We start from the raw sequence: 21,464 nt of genomic DNA, 5'->3' as shown, positions 1-21,464 counted from the left end.
TATCAGTGATTAATATCCTGGATTTTGTTTCAATGTTGGATTTGCTTGAATGTTACGGGCAGGAATTGGCATTAAATCACGGAATGATTCTGTAGCTGTTCCATTGATGCTTCCACCTTTCCACTGCCAGATTTTTGAAGCTCCAGTAAATTTGCCAAAACGAATAAGATCTGTTCTTCTATGGCATTCCCAATGAAGTTCTCTACCTCTTTCGTCTAAAAGGAAATCCAAAGTCAAGTTAGCTGCTGTGATTGGCGTCGCATTTGCTCTCGCTCTAATTTTGTTTACATACGTTAAAGCAGTCGCCATGTTTCCAGAAGCCGCTCCTCTTAAAGTAGCTTCAGCATACATTAAATACGCATCAGATAATCTAAACATTGGGAAATCAATATCTGGTATATCGTTTCTTTGTGCCGCTGTTCCATCTGCATTTTTATTAATGTATTTAGTTACTGCGTAACCATCTGTAAAAGTTCCTACGTTGTTGATATCTAGTGACTGTCCATCAGTATAGAATGAACCTCTTTTATCAGCGATTCCATTTGCGTCAGGAAAAAGATTAACAAACTCTCTACGAGTTCTAATCCCTTGCCATCCACCATCCATACCACGGCTAGCAGCATCCATGCTACCACCTATAGAAGCGTGCATGATAAAACTCATTCCACCACCAGTTGCTCTAATCGCATTTCCATCTCCTACAATAGGAAAAATCACTTCGTTTTGAGCACCGTTTCTGTCGTTATCTGCAGAGAAAATATTTTTGTAAACAGGAGCAAATGTGTAATTTGAGCTTGTAATAATCTCATTAGTTAATGTAGCTACTTCACTAAACTTATCCTGTCCTATATAAACTTGAGCGTTTAAGTACACTTGAGCTAATAAAAACTTTGCCGCAGTTTTGTCAATTCTTCCATATTCATTAGATCGAGAATCTGCTAGACTACTATCTAAATCTTTCAATTCTGATTCTACAAAGGCAAAAACCTCTGCTCTTGTTTTTTGCTCAGGATAGAAAAATCCAACAGGATCATTTTCTGTAGTAATAGGCACATTACCAAATAAATCCATTAGATTGTAATAAGAGAACGCTCTTAAAAAACGAGCTTCAGCTCTAAAAGTAGCGATTTCTTTTTTCAAATTTTCATCGACACCTCTAGCGGTTAATTTCTCCTCAGTAGTTTGTCGTAAAAATTCATTTGCAACACTAATGTGGTAAAAAGCTCTTGAATACGTTCCTTCAAGAAACTCATTTGCTGGTGACCATGTTTGCGTATTTAAGGTAGGCAAAGTACCATCTGCCCATGCAATGATCGCTTCATCAGTTGTAAATTCTTGTGTCACAAAAAGCAAACGCAAGTAACTACTAAAATCCCCTCCAATACCCGCGATATCTGCCTTAGAATCTCCGTCGTTACCTCCCACATACAAACCAGCATACAATTTTGCTAGCACTTGTTTGTAAGATGCAGGATCTTGAAAGAAAGCTTCAGATAAGAACTCATCATCATCTCCTGGCGTTACATTCAAATCATTTGTACACGATGAAAGCGTCATACTCACTCCCATAATTAATAGGAGGAAATAAGATATATATTTAAATGATATTTTCATTTCGTTTATTTTTAAAATTAATTTATCAGTATACTATTAGAAATTAGCATTTACACCTACCAAGAAAACTCTTGCTCTTGGGTACACGTTATTGTCAATTCCGTTAAATTTTTCTGGATCTAAACCGTTATACTTTGTAAGTGTAAACACGTTTTGAACACCAAATGTAAATCGTAAAGTTGCTGCTGTCAATAATGCTTTATCAAGAGTATAACCCACTGTTACATTGTCTAATTTCACAAAAGAAGCATCTTTTACAAAATAGTCAGACAGGTAACGCTGTGTTCCATTGTCTTCAAAGTTGAAACCTGTATTGTAATAATCACTACTAATGTTAGACAAATCAGTTTGTCTTCTTAATCCAGCATCAGAGTATCCTAAATTTGAACTTACGTTATCAAAAATATAATTTCCTAAACTTGCTCTCCAGTTCATTGTAAAGTCAAAATTCTTGTAATTTACTGTTGAGAAAAAACCAAAAGTATAATCAGGAGCTGGTTTTTTATGACGGTATCTGTCTGCTGTATCAATTTTACCATCGTTATTTCTATCAACGTAAGCCCCTTGAATTGGTCTGTTATTAGCATCATACAATTGTTCGTACACTAAGAATGAATTTGGCGTAAAGCCTACACTATTAATTTGAACTTTATTTCCGTTACCTCCAGAGATATTGTCTCCAGTTAAATATCCTTGAAAACCAGGAACAGTGATTCCTAATTCTTCAATTTTTTGATCAATATAAGTGGTATTGAAAGCAACATTCCAAGTCAGGTTATCGTTCTTAACAATATCTGATGCAATACTAAATTCGACTCCTTTTGTTCGTACACTACCAATGTTAAAGAAACCTTGATTTCTAATATTTGCGCCATCAGGAACGGCAATATCTGCTAGTAAATCAGTAGATTTTTTATCAAAATAGTTGATTGATCCCGTAATTCTATCATTTAAAAAACCGTAGTCAATACCCACGTTCATCTCTGCTAATTCTTCCCATTTGATATTTTCATTATATCCTTCTGGTCTTGCAGTAGAGTATATCGTATTACCAAAAATATACTGTGAATTAATAGATCCTAAAGTTACTCTTCGTAAATAATCATACTGAGCCGAGATGTCTTGCTGTCCCGTTGTACCGTAACCTACTCTTAATTTTAAGTTTGAAAGTGTTTCATTTCCTTTTAAAAATGCTTCATCAGACAAGTTCCATGCAAATGCAGCTCCTGCAAAATTACCCCATCTGTTTTCTTCTGAAAAACGTGATGTACCGTCTCTTCTATAATTTAAAGTCAATAAGTAACGGCTATCAAACCCTATGTTCAAACGTCCAAAATAAGATTGTAAATTAATATCTGGATCTGTAATTACATCTTCATTAGGATTAGGCTGTCTAGTTTCACCCGATTCGTACTTTTCTTTTTGGAACAATTGGTAGTTGTACCCTGCCGTTGCATCAACTTTAAACTTCCCTACATCTTTAGTATAATTAAAATACGCATTTAAGTTTTTGTTTTGTAATGCATCTGTATAACTAGAATAGTTTCCTAAATTAGCATACGCTGGATCTGAGAATGCTTTAGGTTGAAATCCTAACGCACTTTCTGTACTCACTGTAGTAGAACCACTACTATCGTAACGATCAATTCCTGCTTCAACTACTGCTCTTAAATCTTCAAAGAAATGCAATTTATAATCTAATCTTACATTCCCCCATTTTCTAGTCGAAGTCGCTCTTCTCTCATCTTGATTCAATCTAGCAACTGGGTTTCTAGCTGGCAATAATGGTAAGTTACCATTTGGCTCTAACCATTCAAAATATCCTCCGTAGCGAGAACCTGCTTGGTAAACTGATTGCGTAGGGTCAAAACCTATTGCACTTCCTATCACACCACCTTCATCTTGAAATCTATTTTTACCAAAAGATAAATTCCCCGAGATGTCAATTCTCAAATGATTATCGAATAAAACAGGGTTTAAAGACAATGAAGTTGTTGTTCTTTCGAATGAAGTATTTTTAAGAATCCCTGGATTAGAAACGTTACCCACAGATAATCTCACAGGCAATTTATTAAACAAAGCACCGCTTACAGAGATGTTGTTATTTGTAGTAAGGGCAGTTTGAAAAATCTCGTCTTGCCAGTTTGTACTTGCTGTTCCCAACAATCCTTTTTGAGCATCAGAACCTATTTCATTTACTAGTGAACGAAATTGATCTGCATTCAACACATCTACTTTGTCAGCAACAGTGTTAATCCCTACTTGCGAACTAAAATTCACTTTTACAGCTCCTTTACTTCCTTTTTTAGTAGTGATTACAATAACTCCATTTGCTGCTCTAGATCCGTAGATTGCTGCAGCTGAGGCATCTTTCAAAACTGTGAATGACTCAATATCATTAGGGTCAATCGTTGATAGAATACTAGTTGAACCTGAAGGTACCGTATTACTTAATGGCAAACCATCTAATACAATTAATGGCTCATTAGAAGCACTTAAAGAAGACCCTCCACGAATACGAATATCTGCTTTGGCTCCTGGTGAACCTCCTCCTGTTACATTTACACCTGAGATTCTTCCGCTTATTAAGCTTTCAGGAGTTACGTTTTGTCCTTTATTAAATTCCTTTGACGAAATTTGTGATACAGAACCCGTTGCGTCCTTCTTCTTTACAGTTCCGTAACCTACTTGCACCACAACTTCTTGCAATACATTTTGATCTTCTTGTAAAGATACCGTTACGGTTTTTTGATTTGTATACGTGATTTCCGAATTAGCATATCCTATAAATGAGAAAACTACTTTGTTTCCACTTTTCAAATTTGTTAATTGGAACTTTCCATCAAAATCAGTCGAAACTCCGTTTATGGCGCCTTGAATATTTACATTTACTCCCGGAATAGGTTGTCCTGATGCTTTATCAACAACAACTCCGTTTAAAGTAGTCTGTGCTAGAATACTTACTGGTAGTAATAGTAATAAAAATAACAACTTTTTATAAATTGTTTTCATACTTTTTGTTTAAATTGATTAATTTTATTTGAACTTTACTCTTACTTCGAATGTTAAAATTATGTAAATTTTCACAGTCTCGACAAAGGGTAACTCAGATAGGTTTACGAAAACGTAATAGTGTTGAAAACTTTCTGAATAATCCAATTTTTTAAAGGGAAAATTGCCATTAATAAAAACAAAACATACCTTTATTACGAATAATAATTTTATCAAGTTTATAATTATGAAAAGAAAAGTAACGCTTAAACAAATTGCAAAAGAACTAGACGTTTCTATTTCAACGGTTTCAAAATCCCTTAGAAACAGTTTGGAAATTGGTGAGGAAACCAGATTGAAAGTGCAAGCGTTTGCCAAATTCTATAATTACAAACCCAATAACATTGCACTAAGCTTAAAAAATCGCAAAACAAAAACAATCGGAATCATTATTCCTGAGATTGTACACTACTTTTTCTCGACAGTTATTAATGGAATCGAACAAGTAGCTAACGAAAATGGGTACAGCGTAATCATATGCCTCTCTGACGATTCATTCGATAAAGAAGTTCGAAATATGGAAATGCTTGCTAATGGTAGTATTGATGGTTTCATTATGTCGTTGTCTAAAGAGACGCAACTTAAAGGAGACTTTCACCACATTACTGAAGTGATTAACCAAGGCATGCCAGTAGTTATGTTTGACCGCGTGACAAGCGAGATATTATGTGACAAAGTAATCATCGACGACAAGTCTGCAGCTTATGAAGCGGTTCAAAGTTTGATTGATAAAGGGCGCAAAAAAATAGCATTAGTAACCACTGTAGACTATGTAAGCGTAGGTAAATTAAGAACAGATGGCTATACTAAAGCGTTGCTTGATAACGGCTTACCATTCAACGAAAACCTCATCATCAAGATCGAAGATGTAGATACTTGTGAAGTAATCATAGGTAAACTACTAGAAGACAAAGCAATTGATGCGGTCTTTGCAGTAAACGAACTCTTTGCCGTAACCAGTATTAAAGCTGCTAATAAAATGGGATTAAATGTTCCTAATGACCTGGCTGTAATCGCTTTTACAGATGGAATGATTTCTAAATATTCTACTCCTACAATTACCACCGTAAGTCAAAGCGGAAAGAAAATGGGAAACAAAGCGGCAAAAATGTTAATTGATCGCTTAGAACTCGAACATGAAACTGAGGAAGAGGAGGTAGAAAACTATCAAACCGAAGTAATTGAAACCCATTTGGTCGAAAGAGAGTCAACAAATTAAAACTATTCTGCTATACTATTCATTACTACAACCTTGTAGTTGTTAATCTTTGGATTTTTTTAGATGCAAAAAACAAATGTTTGAAATTAATTTCTACATTTACCCCAATCAAAGCTTTTACTTTTACTTCGAAAAATAAGTTAAGTTTTGATAAGCATCGCGCTTATCGTATTAATATTTAAATTACGATAATGGAAAAGCGTAAATTAAGTTTTTGGGAAATCTGGAACATGAGTTTCGGATTCTTGGGAATACAAATGGGATTTGCTCTTCAAAATGCAAATGCGAGTAGAATTCTTCAAATTTTTGGTGCCGATGTTCACGAGCTGTCATGGTTCTGGATTATTGCTCCTTTAATGGGACTTATCGTTCAACCCATAATTGGTCATTATAGTGACAAGACTTGGGGAAAATTTGGACGTAGAAAACCTTTCTTTTTAATTGGTGCAGTATTGGCCTCAGTAGGTTTGATATTAATGCCACAAGCCGAAATTTTCATCGCATTACTTCCTGCCTTATGGGTTGGAGCTGGAATGTTAATGATTATGGATGCCTCTTTCAATATTGCTATGGAACCTTTCAGAGCTTTAGTGGGAGACAATTTAAGAACAGATCAAAGAACATTAGGATTTAGCGTTCAAACGGCCTTAATTGGTTTTGGAGCCGTAATAGGTTCTTGGCTTCCTTATGTTTTGACTAATTGGTTTGGTGTTTCTAATCGAAATGAAGATGGCGGCGTTCCTATGCATTTGATTCTTTCATTTGTCATTGGTGCAGTAATCTTAATTGGTTCTATTCTAGTAACCATTTTTACTACTAAGGAATATTCACCTGAAGAATTAGCCCAGTTTGAAGACGAACAAGCTCATCAAGAAACAGCAGTTGTAGAAAAAGAATCCAGTCTTCTCGATATTTTTGAAGACTTTAGAAAAATGCCTACTACCATGCGACAATTGAGTTGGGTGCAGTTTTTCTCTTGGTTTGGACTTTTTGGCATGTGGGTTTTTACCACTCCTGCTATTGCGCACCACATCTACGGTCTGCCTATCAACGATAGTAAAAGTGAGGCGTATCAAACTGCCGGTGACTGGGTTGGTGTCCTTTTTGGAATCTACAATTTGGTTTCTGCATTTTACGCTTTTGCACTTCCTTACATCGCTAAGAAAATAGGTAGAAAACTAACGCATTCTATTTCCTTAACCATTGGTGGTCTTGGTTTAATCTCTATGTATTTCATGCCTAACGAAGATTGGTTAATCCTTTCTATGGTAGGTGTAGGAATTGCATGGGCTAGTATTTTATCAATGCCATACGCCATTCTCGCAGGATCTATATCGCCTTTAAAAATGGGGGTGTATATGGGGATTTTCAATTTCTTTATCGTGATTCCGCAAATTATCAACGCTTTAATTGGTGGTCCACTGGTTAAATACTTCTATCATGACGATGCTATTTTTGCACTGGTAACTAGTGGAGTGAGTTTTCTCATCGCCGCAGTGCTGGTAGTAAAAGTAAAAGATGTCGATGATGTTGTAAAAAAATAATCAGTCCAGACTTATCCTGATTTAATCCTTAAGCAAAACTGCTTAAACCACTTATTTTTCACAAAAAATTATTCTCGACATGCGTAAAAAAGCATTTATATTCGACCTCGACGGAGTAATCGTCGATACGGCAAAATACCATTATTTAGCTTGGCAAAAAATTGCTCAAGAACTAAACATAGACTTCACATTAGAGCATAACGAACTCCTTAAAGGCGTAAGCCGTGTTCGCTCTCTTGATATTATCCTCGAACTAGGAAACGTTCAGGCTTCGCAAGAAGACAAAAACAAATGGCTGGTTCAAAAAAACGACGAATATTTAAGCTATTTAGTCGATATGGATCAAAGCGAAATCCTTCCTGGTGTCATTCCAGTATTAGAATTTTTAAAGCAAAACAACCAACCTATCGCTTTAGGTTCGGCGAGTAAAAACGCGAGACCTATTCTAGAAAAAACGGGCATCATCCATTTTTTTGATGCGATTGTTGACGGTAATGATGTCTCTAACGCCAAGCCAGATCCAGAGGTTTTCTTGATCGCAGCAAAACACTTGAACAGCAATCCAGCGGATGCAATTGTATTTGAAGATTCGGTTGCGGGTGTTCAAGCAGCTAACATTGCCAAGATGATCAGCATAGGAATAGGAGAAGAAAAAACACTACACGAAGCACAGTATATTTTTGAGGATTTTACTCAAATAACGACCCGCTTCATTCAAGAATTAATCAACAAATAAGACGCAAGTATTTCCTTGGCTGTATCTCGTGACAGCAATAAAACTTGAACTACAAAACTATCAAACAAAATGAATCAAGATTATATAAAACCCGATAATTGGTCTATCATCGAAGAAGGATTTGACGCAGAAAGCGTAAAGTCATCTGAAAGCCTTTTCAGTATAGGAAATGGCGCGATGGGACAACGTGCTAATTTTGAAGAAACCTACACTGGAGCTACTTTTCAAGGTAGTTATATTGCCGGAATTTACTATCCAGACAAAACTAAAGTGGGCTGGTGGAAAAACGGCTACCCAGAATATTTTGCTAAAGTATTGAATGCGCCTAATTGGATTGGGATTGATATCGAAATCAACGATGAGATTTTCGATCTAAATAAATGCAGCGAAATAAAAAATTTCCGTCGTGAGTTGAACATGAAAGAAGGTTGGTACAGCCGCTCATTTGAAGCCACTTTAAAAAACGGAACGGAGATTGCCGTAAACGTAACGCGTTTCTTGGCTTTAGACTTAGATGAGGTAGGGATTATTAACTACGAAATCACGCCATTAAACAAAGATGCAAAAATAGTTTACAAACCTTATATTGACGCTGGTGTTACAAATGAAGATGCTAACTGGGATGAGAAATTCTGGGAACCTCTTGATGTAAAACACACCGGTAACGAGGCCTTTGTAACTGCACAAACATTCAAAACGCATTTTAAAGTGACCACTTTTATGCAGAATAGTGTTTTTGAAAATGGTAAAAATCTAAACCTCTCTCCTACCAACTTCAATACTACTGCAGACAAAATTCAAAGTCTGTATGCGGTGATTGTGGCAAAAGGAAAAACATCTTCTATTCAAAAAATTGGTGGTTACACAGTTTCTTTAAACCATAGCAACACGCAAACGGCTGCCGAAAAAGCAATTCAAGCGGCTTTAGCCAAAGGATACAATCAATTGTTGCAAGACCAAATTGCTGCTTGGGCAAAGATTTGGGAAATGTCAGACATTACTATTGATGGTGACGTAAAAGCACAGCAAGGAATTCGCTTTAATATATTTCAGTTAAACCAAACCTATTTAGGTAAGGACAGCCGATTAAACATTGGACCAAAAGGATTTACTGGAGAGAAATATGGTGGATCCACTTATTGGGACACAGAGGCCTATTGCATACCGTTTTACATGGCGACAAAAGACCAGCAGGTTGCCCGTAATTTATTAACGTATCGTTACAATCAATTGGACAAAGCCATCGAAAATGCCGAGAAAAACTTAGGCTTTAAAAATGGTGCTGCCCTCTACCCTATGGTGACAATGAACGGGGAAGAATGCCACAACGAATGGGAAATCACGCACGAAGAAATTCACAGAAATGGCGCTATCGCTTTTGCGATTTTCAACTACCACCGTTTTACCGGCGATTACTCGTACATTCCCGAAAAAGGATTAGAAGTATTGATTGCTATCGCTCGTTTCTGGCATCAGCGCGCTTCTTTTTCGAAGGATAAAAACCAATACGTAATTCTAGGTGTGACTGGTCCTAATGAGTACGAGAACAACATCAACAATAATTTCTACACTAATTATATTGCAAAATGGTGTATTGATTATGCATTCGAACAAATTCAAAAAGTAGCTTCAGAATATGCTGAAGATCACAGTAGAATTATCGAAAAAGTAAACCTAAGTGATAGCGAAATCCAAGAGTGGAAAAAAGTAGCGGATAACATGCATTTCCCTAAATCAGAAGCGTTGGGAATCTACTTGCAGCAAGACGGTTTCTTAGACAAAGATTTGGTTCCCGTTAAGGATTTAGACAAATCACAACGCCCTATAAATCAAAAATGGTCGTGGGATCGCGTGTTGCGTTCGCCTTACATAAAACAGGCTGATGTATTGCAGTGTTTCTACTTTTTTGAAGATCACTTTTCGAAAGAAGACCTACATAAAAACTTTGATTTTTATGAGTCATTCACGGTACATGAGAGTTCGCTTTCGCCCTGCGTACACTCTATTCAAGCTGCCTTGTTAGACAAAATGGATATGGCGTATACGTTTTATTTACGAACATCTCGATTGGATCTAGACGACTACAACAAAGAGGTTGAAGAAGGCTGCCACATCACGTCAATGGCGGGAACTTGGATGAGTATTGTAGAAGGTTTTGGAGGAATGCGCGTTAAAAACGACAGCTTACATTTCTCTCCTAAAATCCCTAAAGAATGGGACGGTTATTCGTTCAAAATTAATTTTAGAAACCAAATTTTGAAAGTAATTGTAAACCATAACGAAACCCAAATCACCCTTGAGGGTTCACAAGATCTTACCGTTTATATCAATGACAAACCGCTACTAGTTCGTGCAAACGAACAAGCTATGGCATAAGATTTTTAATAAATGAATGATATCGAGGCATTACCCAAATGATTTTTTCAAAGTACGTAATGCCTCCCTATTATTTTAAAAAACCGCTTACTTAGACTATTTTAAGTAGCAACAACACTATTTTTTTGCTTGTAATTATTAGAAGCTATTTCCCGCTTTTCCCTATATCTCTCCACTACGTTACGAGGATACCGGCGCAATCGGGGCTAAAAAAAAGTACCATGAACAAATTCCTTCTCAGCATCTTACTACTGGTTTTTACAATCACATTTTCATTTGCGCAAAATGCAAACCGAAAATTTAAAAACAGCAGATACAACCACAACACATTAGAAATAACAACTTCTGATGGTAACTATAGTATCACTGCATATACTGACAAAATTGTAGCGACTACATTTATTCCAACATTCGAAAAAAATAAGCCAAACGCAACATCGCACGCAGTTGTTCTTGAACCTGAAAACAACATTGCTAAAATAAAAGAAACAAATACGCAAATCGTTTTGTCTACTCAAGGAATTGCGGTTACGGTAACCAAATCACCTTTTCAGATTAGTTATTTCTATAAATCGAAAGCACTACTCTCTGAGAAGAACGGCTACATAAAAAAAGACAGCACAGAAGTACTCGATTTTAATTTAGATAAATCAGAAGCATTGTATGGAGCAGGCGAACGCGTTTTAGGCATGAACCGCCGTGGCAACCGTTTGCAATTGTACAACCGTGCACATTACGGTTATGATACGCATTCAGAATTAATGAATTTCACCATGCCACTGGTAATGTCATCAAAAATATATGCCGTTCATTTTGACAATGCCGCCATTGGGTACTTAGATTTAGACAGTAAAAAAAACAACACCCTAGCATACGAAACAATCTCTGGCCGAAAAACCTATCAAGTAATCGCCGCTGATTCTTGGACCGATTTGATTACTAGTTACACCACCTTAACAGGAAAACAACCTTTGCCTCCTCGTTGGGCGTTTGGGAATTTTGCTAGTCGTTTTGGTTACCACACCCAAGCTGAAACCGAAGCGACCATTCAAAAATATAGAGACGAAAAAATTCCTGTAGACGCTGTAATTCTGGACTTGTATTGGTTTGGGAAAACCGTTCAAGGAACAATGGGGAATTTAGATTGGGACAAAGAAAGTTTTCCGGAGCCTACAAACATGATTGCTAATCTTGAGAAAGCAGGCGTCAAAACAGTTCTAATCACTGAACCTTTTATATTGACTACGTCAAGCAAATGGCAAGAAGCAGTCGATAAAAAAATCTTAGCCACAGATAGCAATGGCAAACCCTTTACCTACGATTTCTATTTTGGAAACACGGGAATCATCGACATTTTTAAACCCGAAGGCAAGCAATGGTTTTGGGACATTTATAAAAATTTAATCAATCAAGGTGTTGCAGGATTGTGGGGAGATCTTGGCGAACCTGAAGTATTTCCGTCTGCTGCGATCACGGTTGCTGGAAAAGCCGATGAGGTTCATAATATCTATGGGCATAATTGGGCAAAACTTGTTCAAGACGGTTATAAAAAAGATTTCGCACAACAAAGGCCTTTTATATTAATGCGCGCAGGATATTCTGGATCACAACGATACGGCATGATTCCCTGGTCAGGTGATGTTAGTAGATCTTGGGGCGGATTGCAAGCACAAACAGAAATCGCACTCCAAATGGGAATGCAAGGTATGGGATACATGCACTCTGACTTGGGCGGTTTTGCTGGAGCAACAGATGATAATGAATTGTACACCCGCTGGTTGCAATATGGCGTTTTCCAACCTATTTTTCGCCCGCATGCGCAGGAAGACGTTCCTTCTGAACCTATTTTTAAAGACGAAATCACAAAAGACAGAACACGTAAAGCCATCGAATTACGCTACCAAATGATTCCGTATAATTACACCCTAGCTTTCGAAAACAATCAAAAAGGAACGCCATTGATGCGTCCATTACTTTTTGAAGAACCTACAGATACGGTTATCCAAAAAGTAAACGAAACCTATTTATGGGGAAATGACTTTCTGGTAACTCCGATTACGCATGCAGGCACAGCTAACAAAACGATTTATTTCCCTAAAAGTAGCAATTGGTTTGACTTTTATTCTAACAAGAAATATGCGGCAGCGACAACTGAAAATATCACTGTTGTTCCTGAACACATTCCGGTATTTGTGCGAGGCGGTGCTTTTATCCCTCTGGCTGATTTGGTGCAAACTACGCGTAATTATACTACTTCAAAAATAAATTTACATTATTATAAAGATAGCGATGTAAAAGCAAGCTCTGGCAAAATGTACCATGATGATGGTAAAACCCCGGAAGCTTTCGAAAAAGGAAACTATGAGATTTTACATTTTAATGCCAAAAATAAAAGCAATATCTTGAGCTTTGAATTAACCACAACAATTGGCGCTAACTACACTGTTATAGATCGCCAAATCCAGTTGATTATTCACAACAGCGATGCTGAACCTAAAAAAATCACTAGCAATAGAAAAGCAGTAGATTTTAATTGGAACAAAAAAGAAAAGACACTTACTATTCCCGTGCAATGGACCAAGGGAACATCAGAAAAAATAAAAATTAAATTCTAATAAAATGAAAATATACCCTCTATTTTTTTTACTAGCGACTGTCGTTTTAACCGTAAGTTGCACCGCTACTAAAAAAGTTCCCAATAAAAAAGCAGCAAAAACTCCCTTTGTATGGGAAGCTGCTAGCGTTTATTTTCTAATGACAGACCGATTTAACAACGGTGACAAAGCAAACGACCAGAATTACAACCGCACGAAAACTAGCGGGAAATTACGCGGTTTTCAAGGAGGAGACATCAAAGGAATTTCGCAAAAAATCGATGAAGGTTATTTTGACAAACTCGGAATCAATGCGATTTGGTTTACCCCAATAGTCGAACAAATTCACGATGGCGTTGATGAAGGAACGGGATACAGCTACGGGTTTCATGGGTATTGGACGAGAGATTGGACCGCTTTAGATCCTAATTTCGGAACCAAAGAAGATCTTGCAGCCCTTGTTGAAAAAGCACATGCTCACGGCATCAGAATCATTCTTGACGGCGTAATCAACCACACAGGACCGGTAACTCCTGAAGATTCGGTGTGGCCGAATGATTGGGTACGCACAGACCCGCAATGTGATTACAAAACCTTTGAAACTACAACCGCTTGCACCCTAGTTAAGAACTTACCCGATATTAAAACTGAGAGCGATCAAGAGGTTGCACTCCCTCCTTTTTTAATCGAAAAATGGAAAGCAGAAGGCCGTTACGAAAAAGAAGTCGCTTCGCTAGATGCCTTTTTTGAAAGAACAGCATACCCGAGAACACCTAAGAATTACATTATAAAATGGCTGACAGATTACATCGCTGATTACGGAATTGACGGTTACAGAGCCGATACCGTAAAGCACACAAACGTGAGTGTATGGAGTGATTTTAAGACGCAATGTGAGTTTGCTTTTGCAACTTGGAAAAAAAACAATCCAACAAAAGTTTTAGACAACAATCCGTTCTACACTATTGCTGAGGTCTACAATTACAACATTAGCGCCGGGAAATATTTTGATTTTGGTGACAAAAAAGTAAACTATTATGACAATGGTTTTAACAACATGATCAATTTCGAATTCAAATCAGATGCTTTAAAAAACTATGAGTTCATTTTCTCTAAATATGCTACTATTTTGAATGGTGAACTAAAAGGATCAAGCGTATTGAACTACTTATCGTCTCATGACGATGGAAGTCCGTTTGACGCAGCACGAACAAAGAACAAAGAAACGGCCACCAAATTATTACTTTCTCCAGGATTAGCACAAGTTTTTTATGGAGATGAATCAGCTCGTTCTCTTATTGTAACAGACACTGAAGGCGATGCAACGCTGCGTTCCTTCATGAACTGGGAAGACATCAAATCAAATCCTGCAACTCAAGCAGCACTTTTACATTGGCAAAAACTAGGACAGTTTAGAAAAAACCACCCATCAATTGGCGCTGGCATACACCAACAAATTACCGCGCAACCCTATGTATTCTCGAGAACATTTACTAAAGGCGATTATAGTGATCAGGTAGTCGTAGGACTAGATTTATCGATTGGTAAAAAAGAACTATCTGTTGGTACAATTTTCGATAACGGAACAACGTTAAGAGATGCGTACTCTGGTAAAACGGCCGTTGTAACAAACGGAACCGTAACTATTGATAGTCCGTTTGACATCGTACTACTAGAAAAATAAAATCAATCACAGTTTTAAAATTCTATTATTGATACCAATCTGTGACAAAAAAAATTGCCCGAAGAATACCACAAATACTTCAAGTCAAAAAAGCACAAATCGATTCTGGTTTGTGCTTTTTTATTTTAGTTACCTTTGCCAAAAATTAGTAGCATGTTAAAGATCGGCCATCGCGGTGCTAGAGGTTATGAACCTGAGAATACTTTGATTGGTTTTCAAAAAGCGGTAGCGCTTGATGTGGACCAAATCGAACTTGATATTCACAGCAGTGCTGATGGAGAAATCATGGTAATTCATGATGAAACAATCGATAGAACGACCAATGGTAGCGGTTACGTAAATAGTTTTACGCGTTTAGAATTACAGCAATTCCAAATTGAAGGACAGCAGTATATTCCAACATTAATTGAAGTTTTAAATCTTATTGATCGAAAATGCTCGATTAATATCGAAATAAAAAGCAATGGCTTAGCTAATAAATTAGTTGGCATAATTGAGCAATATGTAACTGAAAAACAGTGGAAATACAGCGATTTTATCGTCTCTAGTTTTGAGTGGGATAATTTGGAAAAAGTCCGCTTGCTGAATCCTAGTATTCCCATTGCCGTATTGACAGAAACGAGTATTGAGGACGCTTTGGCTTTCGCCAAAAAAATAAAAGCACAGGCAATAAATCCCGATTTTCAGATGCTCTCGACAGAAAATGTAAGTCAGATGCAACAAGCTGGTTTTCAAGTTTTCCCTTGGACGGTGAACGAAATCGAAGACATAAAAAGAATACAATCATACAAAGTAGACGGAATTATCTCTGATTTTCCCAATCGATTATAAATTTTGCTTCAAGCAAAAACAACAAAAACATGAATCAAGATTTTGATATAATAGTAGTAGGTGGTGGTGCAGCAGGTTTTTTTACAGCCATTAATATCGTTGAGAAAAACCCAAAGTTAAAAGTGGCCATATTAGAACGTGGTGCCGAAGTTTTACAAAAAGTCCGCATCTCTGGTGGTGGGCGTTGCAATGTTACCCACGCCTGTTTTGAACCTAACGAATTAGTAAAATTCTACCCTCGTGGAGAGAAAGAATTGCGAGGTCCTTTTCATCAGTTTTGCTCAGGTGACACTATCGAATGGTTTGAAAAACACGGTGTCGAATTAAAAATTGAAGATGACGGCAGAATGTTTCCGGTATCTAATTCGTCACAAACAATTATTGATTGTTTTCTTGAAGCCACTACTAAATTAGGCATCAAAGTATTGACAGGTCAAAGTGTACAGTCTATTTTCAGGCCTGAAATAGCAGGGGAAAGCGTTTGGAAAATCGAAACACAATCGGAAAATTATATTACAGAAAAATTGGTTTTAGCCACAGGAAGCAATCCTAAAGTTTGGGATATGTTACAAACCTATGGTCACGCGGTTGTAAATCCCGTGCCTTCCTTGTTTACCTTCAATATCAAAGACCCTCGAATTAAAGAATTACCTGGAGTAGCAGCCTTAGCGACGGTTAAAGTCAAAGACAGCAAACTAGAATCAACTGGTCCTTTATTAATTACCCATTGGGGAATGAGCGGTCCTGCAGTTTTAAAATTATCCGCTTGGGGTGCCCGAATCTTACATGACAAAAATTATCAGTTTACCATTTATGTGAATTGGCTGAATGATGTAGATGCAAATGATGCCGAGATAAAATTAAAAGAACTCAAACAAGAACATGCTAAAAAAGCGGTATCTAAGAAATCACCGTTTGACTTCCCAAACCGTTTGTGGGAGAGTTTAGTACTTGCTTCAGGAATCGAAATCGAAACAAAATGGGCCGATCTATCCAAAGTGCAGTTGCAAAACCTAGCAAACCAATTAACAAACGGAAGTTTTCAAGTCAATGGAAAGAGCACTTTTAAAGAAGAGTTTGTAACCGCTGGCGGAATCGATTTAAAAGAAATCAATTTTAAAACCATGGAAAGTAAGTTGCACAACAACCTATATTTTGCTGGAGAAATTGTGAATATCGATGCCATAACCGGAGGATTTAATTTCCAGAATGCGTGGACAAGTGGGTTTATAGTAGCCAATGCTATTTAACGTTTTAAAATTAATTAACAAGAATTTACACAAACGATAAGTTTTTATTAAGAACAATCTAATACTTTTACAACTACGCTATTAGACACACTTATATGAGAACAAAACTACTTTCTATTGTTGTTATTTTGCATACTATAAATAGTTTTTCTCAACAAGTAAAAGGCACGGTCCGCTACAACAAATATGCGATTCCGGATGTGGAAGTCATTAATTCCAATACAAAGCAACTCACTGTTACAGACGCTAGAGGAGAATTTACCATCGAGGCAAAAACCAATGACAATTTAATTTTTGTATCCAAACAATACCAATTAAAGAAACTGGTTATCAATCCTGCGCTGTATACTAATGGCGTGTTAGAAGTGGATCTAATTCTGAATGCCGAAGAGTTAAATGAAGTTGTTGTAACTAACATGCCTTCAATAAAATTAAGCAAGGATGACAGCTGGGAGCAAACTAAATTAGATCAATACACCTTAGAAAAAAGAACTGCTGCTCCAAAAGTACAAGGCGTTTACACAGGCGAACTAGTTAACGGTGCTGACATCAAGCGAATAGGCGGAATGCTTTTAAGCCTATTCCTTAAAGATAAAGAACCCGCAAAAAAAGAAGCCCCCGAAATAGCATTCAAAGATTTTGCCCTATCAAAATATGACACCGCATATCTCATAAAAACACTAGACCTACAGCCCGAAGAGATTGGATTATTCTTAGAATTCTGCGATGCTGACCCTAAATCAAAAACCATCGCCGCCAACCAAAATGTGCTGAGTTTAATGGATTTTTTATTCGAAAAAAACACCGCCTTTAAAAACCTAGCTACAGCAAATTAAATACAGCAAAAGCAAACTGAGACTGCGACTGCAAACTAAGACCCGCAAACCAATACCCACAAACAAAGCCTGAAAACTGAGACTGAGACTGCTAACTAAGACACGCAAACAAAGCCTGCAAACCAATACCCACAAACTAAACCTGAAAACTGAGACTGAGACTGCAAACTAAGACCCGCAAACCACTACCCACAAACTAAACCTGAAAACTGAGACTGCGACTGCAAACTAAGACCCACAAACTAAACCTGAAAACTGAGACTGAGCCTGCAAACTACTACCCGCAAACAAAGCCTGAAAACTGAGACTGCAACTGCAAACTATTATTCGCAAACAAAGCCTGAAAACTGAGACTGCGACTGCAAACTAATACCCGCAAACAAAGCCTGCAAACCAATACCCCCAAACAAAACCTGAAAACTGAGACTGCGACTGAGACTAAAAACTGCAAACTAAAAAAACCCTACCTATTCAACCACCAAATACTTCCATTCAAAACAGCTGCAAAACTTACCCAAGCCAAGTAAGGCAAGAACAAATAGCCTGCTATTTTATTAATTTTTGAGAACTGCGTGTATGTTTCGAAGATCATCAACCATAGAATAATGATTTCGATTCCGGCGAGCATAGGATTTTTTAATCCGAAGAATAAGTAGGACCACAAAGCATTTAATCCAAGTTGAATAGCAAATACAATCAAGGCTTTTGTAACGATCTCTTTTTCAAAATCAATGCGGTTCCACACTAGGCCTGCCGCCACTCCCATCATAATATACAACGTACTCCACACCGGCGCAAAGATCCAGTTAGGCGGATTAAAACTTGGCTTCACTAAGGTAGGATACCAAGATAGTATTGCTGATCTAGTAACCGTACCCGATAAATAACCAATAGCCAAGCAAGTAACCACTACGGTAAGTATTTTTGTAATCTTATTCATTTTTCTAATTTATTTAAGAAACCAAAATTAATGAAAATTCAAGAGTTTTCGACAAATAAACCAATTGATGTGTAGTCCAAAAAAAGTATCTTTGCCAAAATTTTACCATTCATGTTAACAGCAAAAGACTTTATCCCGGCGGCCTATTCTCAAACTATAGAAAGTGGTGAATACCAGTGGAGCGCGCCTAGCAATATCGCCTTAGTGAAGTACTGGGGAAAGAAAGACAACCAGATTCCTGCCAATCCCTCAGTGAGTTTTACTTTGAACAATTGTAAAACAATTACTAAGTTGGCTTTCGCCAAAAAGCATATTGCAACATCGTCCAAGGCAAGTTCAGAGGATTTTTCATTTGATTTGTTATTTGAAGGGCAACCGAAAGAAGATTTTAAACCAAAAATTAAGAAATTCTTAGAAAGAATCGAAGTATACCTTCCGTTTTTAAAAGAGTATCATTTTACGATCGACACACAAAACACTTTTCCGCATAGTTCAGGTATTGCTTCATCAGCGTCAGGAATGGCAGCTTTAGCGATGAACTTGATGAGTTTAGAAAAAGCCCTTAATCCTGCAATGACCGATGCGTATTTTTATCAAAAAGCCTCGTTTCTAGCCCGATTGGGATCAGGGAGCGCTTGTAGAAGTGTCAAAGGGCAAGTGGTTGTTTGGGGAAACCAAACAAATATCGCAGGCAGTACCGATTTATTTGGGGTGGAATTCCCTAACGAAATCCACGCCAACTTCAAGAACTACCAAGACACTATTTTACTTGTAGACAAAGGCGAAAAGCAAGTCTCAAGCACGGTAGGTCATGATTTGATGCATAATCATCCTTATGCCGAGAGGCGTTTTGCTCAAGCACATGAAAATTTAGATGCTTTAAAAGCGATCTTTAAGAGTGGGGATTTAGACGCCTTCATTAAAGTAGTAGAAAGTGAAGCGCTAACATTGCATGCGATGATGATGACTTCGATGCCTTATTTTATTTTGATGAAACCAAATACGTTACAGATCATCAATGCGCTTTGGAAATTCAGAAACGAAACTAAAATACCGGTATGTTTCACCCTAGATGCAGGAGCAAATGTGCATGTATTATACCCCGAAAACGTTAGCGAAAAAGTTTTGCAATTTATTAAAGACGAATTAGTTGGCTATTGTCAAAATGGGCAGTACATTTGTGATGAAATTGGAAATGGAGCAATCCTATTATAATTTTCGTATCTTTAGGAGATTAAAGCGCTAAGTATGGATATTCAATTAGAAAAACAAGAAATTATTGAGCAGTTATTGCAAACCAATGACGAATCAATAATTGCGTCTATAAAATCCCTTTTGACTAAAGACAAGAAAGATTTCTGGGAGGAGTTGACGCCGGAGCAGCAAAACGACATCAAATTATCATTACAAGAATTTGCGGATGGTAAAGTTTCAGATTTTGAGGAGTTTATAACTCCCTATCTCAGTAAATGAGAAGGCTAGTCCTCACTGATAGAGCAAAGCTTAACATTAAATCTTTACTTGATTACCTAGAATTATCTTGGAGTGTAAAAGTGAGAGAAAAGCAGGCAGATAAGTTATTAGAAAACATGAAAGCACTTCAAGGGAAACCTGAAATGTTTCCTAAATCAGAACATAATTCGAAAATAAGAAAATGTGTGATTTCAAAACAATCCATTTTGTATTATTCGTTTGATGATGACTCAGTAGTTGTTATTTCTCTTTTCGATACAAGACAAGACTCAAATAAGATTAAAAAAATAGAATAATTACCAACCCCAAATTGTTAATTTAAAATAATATGAAAGGACCTTTATTTTACTCAAAAATATTACTCTTTGGAGAATACGGAATTATTCGTGACTCTAAGGGATTATCTATTCCCTATAATTTTTACAATGGTGCTTTAAAAACCGACGAAAACCCCTCTGCCGAAGCGATTGCTTCTAATGCGAGTTTGAATCGTTTTGCAAACTACCTTGAAACGCTACAAACAGAGCAACCCCAATTGGTCGCTTTTGATTTAGCTACTTTAAAAAGTGATATCGCTACCGGCATGTACTTTGACTCTAGTATCCCACAAGGATATGGTGTAGGAAGTAGCGGCGCATTGGTCGCGGCTATTTATGATAAATACGCTCAAGACAAAATCACGGTTTTAGAAAATCTAACGAGAGAAAAACTATTAGAATTAAAAACCATCTTTTCGCAAATGGAAAGTTTTTTCCATGGTAAAAGTTCTGGTTTAGATCCTTTGAATAGCTATTTAAGCATTCCGATCTTGATTAATTCTAAGGATAATATTGAAGCAACCGGTATTCCGAATCAGAGTTTTGATGGAAAAGGAGCCGTGTTCTTAATTGATTCAGGTATCGTAGGGGAAACAGCACCTATGGTAAGCATCTTCATGGAAAACTTAAAAGACAAAGGGTTTCGTACGATGTTAAAAAATCAGTTTGTAAAACATACCGATGCTTGTGTAGAAAACTTCTTAGGTGGAGACATGAAGTCGTTGTTTAGCAATACTAAAAAATTATCTAAGGTTGTTTTAAGTCATTTTAAACCAATGATTCCAGAACAATTTCACGCCATTTGGCAAAAAGGAATTGACACAAATGATTATTACTTAAAACTTTGTGGCTCTGGTGGTGGTGGTTACATTCTAGGCTTCACAGAAGATCTAGAACGTGCAAAAGCATCTTTGAATGACTACAAACTTGAAGTTGTTTATCAGTTTTAATCAAGCATAACACATAAATTTAAAGCTTAAAATTCCTCGTGATTTTAAG

Annotated in this window: 16 protein-coding genes; 13 read left to right on the top strand and 3 right to left on the bottom strand. The window is 37.0% G+C overall.

The features are described 5' to 3' along the window. Positions 1-9 precede the first annotated feature (9 nt). Entirely contained in the window at positions 10-1,614 is a 1,605-nt protein-coding gene (locus tag HNQ00_RS14455; RefSeq protein WP_173839215.1) for a RagB/SusD family nutrient uptake outer membrane protein, read from the bottom strand. 36 nt (positions 1,615-1,650) lie between these two features. Next, on the bottom strand, positions 1,651-4,626 hold the full coding sequence (locus tag HNQ00_RS14450) for a SusC/RagA family TonB-linked outer membrane protein (protein WP_173839214.1): 2,976 nt from the start codon (positions 4,624-4,626) through the stop codon (positions 1,651-1,653). Between the two features lie 226 nt (positions 4,627-4,852). Here HNQ00_RS14450 and HNQ00_RS14445 point away from each other — a divergent pair, with 226 nt between their 5' ends. The 9 genes from HNQ00_RS14445 to HNQ00_RS14405 all read left to right on the top strand — a co-directional run bounded on the left by HNQ00_RS14445 (position 4,853) and on the right by HNQ00_RS14405 (position 17,735). After that, a complete protein-coding gene (locus tag HNQ00_RS14445; protein ID WP_173839213.1) occupies positions 4,853-5,884 on the top strand; it encodes a LacI family DNA-binding transcriptional regulator in 1,032 nt (343 codons plus the stop codon). Positions 5,885-6,075: 191 nt separating this feature from the next. Further along, entirely contained in the window at positions 6,076-7,428 is a 1,353-nt protein-coding gene (locus HNQ00_RS14440) for an MFS transporter (RefSeq protein ID WP_173839212.1), read from the top strand. A gap of 79 nt (positions 7,429-7,507) precedes the next feature. Then, complete coding sequence (gene pgmB / locus HNQ00_RS14435) at positions 7,508-8,164, top strand: beta-phosphoglucomutase (RefSeq protein ID WP_173839211.1); 657 nt, start codon at positions 7,508-7,510, stop codon at positions 8,162-8,164. 69 nt (positions 8,165-8,233) lie between these two features. After that, on the top strand, positions 8,234-10,540 hold the full coding sequence (locus HNQ00_RS14430) for a glycoside hydrolase family 65 protein (protein ID WP_173839210.1): 2,307 nt from the start codon (positions 8,234-8,236) through the stop codon (positions 10,538-10,540). A 221-nt stretch (positions 10,541-10,761) separates the two neighbouring features. Beyond that, positions 10,762-13,155: a TIM-barrel domain-containing protein gene (locus HNQ00_RS14425; RefSeq protein ID WP_173839209.1), complete on the top strand. Its 2,394-nt coding sequence runs from the start codon at positions 10,762-10,764 to the stop codon at positions 13,153-13,155. Between the two features lie 4 nt (positions 13,156-13,159). Next, positions 13,160-14,818 carry an alpha-amylase family glycosyl hydrolase gene (locus HNQ00_RS14420; protein WP_173839208.1) on the top strand — a complete coding sequence of 553 codons (1,659 nt, stop codon included), beginning with the start codon at positions 13,160-13,162 and terminating at the stop codon, positions 14,816-14,818. Between the two features lie 153 nt (positions 14,819-14,971). Next, a complete protein-coding gene (locus HNQ00_RS14415; RefSeq protein WP_173839207.1) occupies positions 14,972-15,649 on the top strand; it encodes a glycerophosphodiester phosphodiesterase in 678 nt (225 codons plus the stop codon). Positions 15,650-15,678: 29 nt separating this feature from the next. After that, entirely contained in the window at positions 15,679-16,899 is a 1,221-nt protein-coding gene (locus tag HNQ00_RS14410; protein WP_173839206.1) for a BaiN/RdsA family NAD(P)/FAD-dependent oxidoreductase, read from the top strand. Positions 16,900-16,994: 95 nt separating this feature from the next. Continuing rightward, a complete protein-coding gene (locus tag HNQ00_RS14405) occupies positions 16,995-17,735 on the top strand; it encodes a peptidase associated/transthyretin-like domain-containing protein (RefSeq protein ID WP_173839205.1) in 741 nt (246 codons plus the stop codon). A 463-nt stretch (positions 17,736-18,198) separates the two neighbouring features. Here the strand turns inward: HNQ00_RS14405 and HNQ00_RS14400 are convergent, their stop codons facing one another. Next, the gene (locus tag HNQ00_RS14400; protein WP_173839204.1) at positions 18,199-18,675 is read right to left on the bottom strand and encodes a TspO/MBR family protein; all 477 of its coding nucleotides are present in this window, start codon (positions 18,673-18,675) and stop codon (positions 18,199-18,201) included. A 111-nt stretch (positions 18,676-18,786) separates the two neighbouring features. Here HNQ00_RS14400 and HNQ00_RS14395 point away from each other — a divergent pair, with 111 nt between their 5' ends. Genes HNQ00_RS14395 through HNQ00_RS14380 form a run of 4 tightly spaced genes read left to right on the top strand, consistent with a single transcriptional unit; the run spans position 18,787 to position 21,415 of the window. Then, on the top strand, positions 18,787-19,890 hold the full coding sequence (locus tag HNQ00_RS14395) for a diphosphomevalonate decarboxylase (protein WP_173839203.1): 1,104 nt from the start codon (positions 18,787-18,789) through the stop codon (positions 19,888-19,890). Positions 19,891-19,923: 33 nt separating this feature from the next. After that, positions 19,924-20,148, top strand: coding sequence for a hypothetical protein (locus HNQ00_RS14390; RefSeq protein ID WP_173839202.1), 225 nt, complete (start codon positions 19,924-19,926; stop codon positions 20,146-20,148). After that, positions 20,145-20,444, top strand: a complete 300-nt coding sequence (locus HNQ00_RS14385) for a type II toxin-antitoxin system RelE/ParE family toxin (protein WP_173839201.1) — start codon at positions 20,145-20,147, stop codon at positions 20,442-20,444. Before HNQ00_RS14390 ends, HNQ00_RS14385 begins: the two co-directional genes overlap by 4 nt. Before the next feature lie 32 nt (positions 20,445-20,476). Beyond that, positions 20,477-21,415 (top strand): mevalonate kinase family protein, encoded by a 939-nt coding sequence (locus tag HNQ00_RS14380; protein WP_173839200.1) that lies wholly within the window; start codon positions 20,477-20,479, stop codon positions 21,413-21,415. The last annotated feature ends 49 nt before the right edge of the window (positions 21,416-21,464 follow it).

This window comes from Flavobacterium aeripolare (assembly GCF_013294025.1).
Classification (GTDB): Bacteria; Bacteroidota; Bacteroidia; order Flavobacteriales; family Flavobacteriaceae; genus Flavobacterium.
This window is presented reverse-complemented; position numbering and strand designations above follow the sequence as displayed.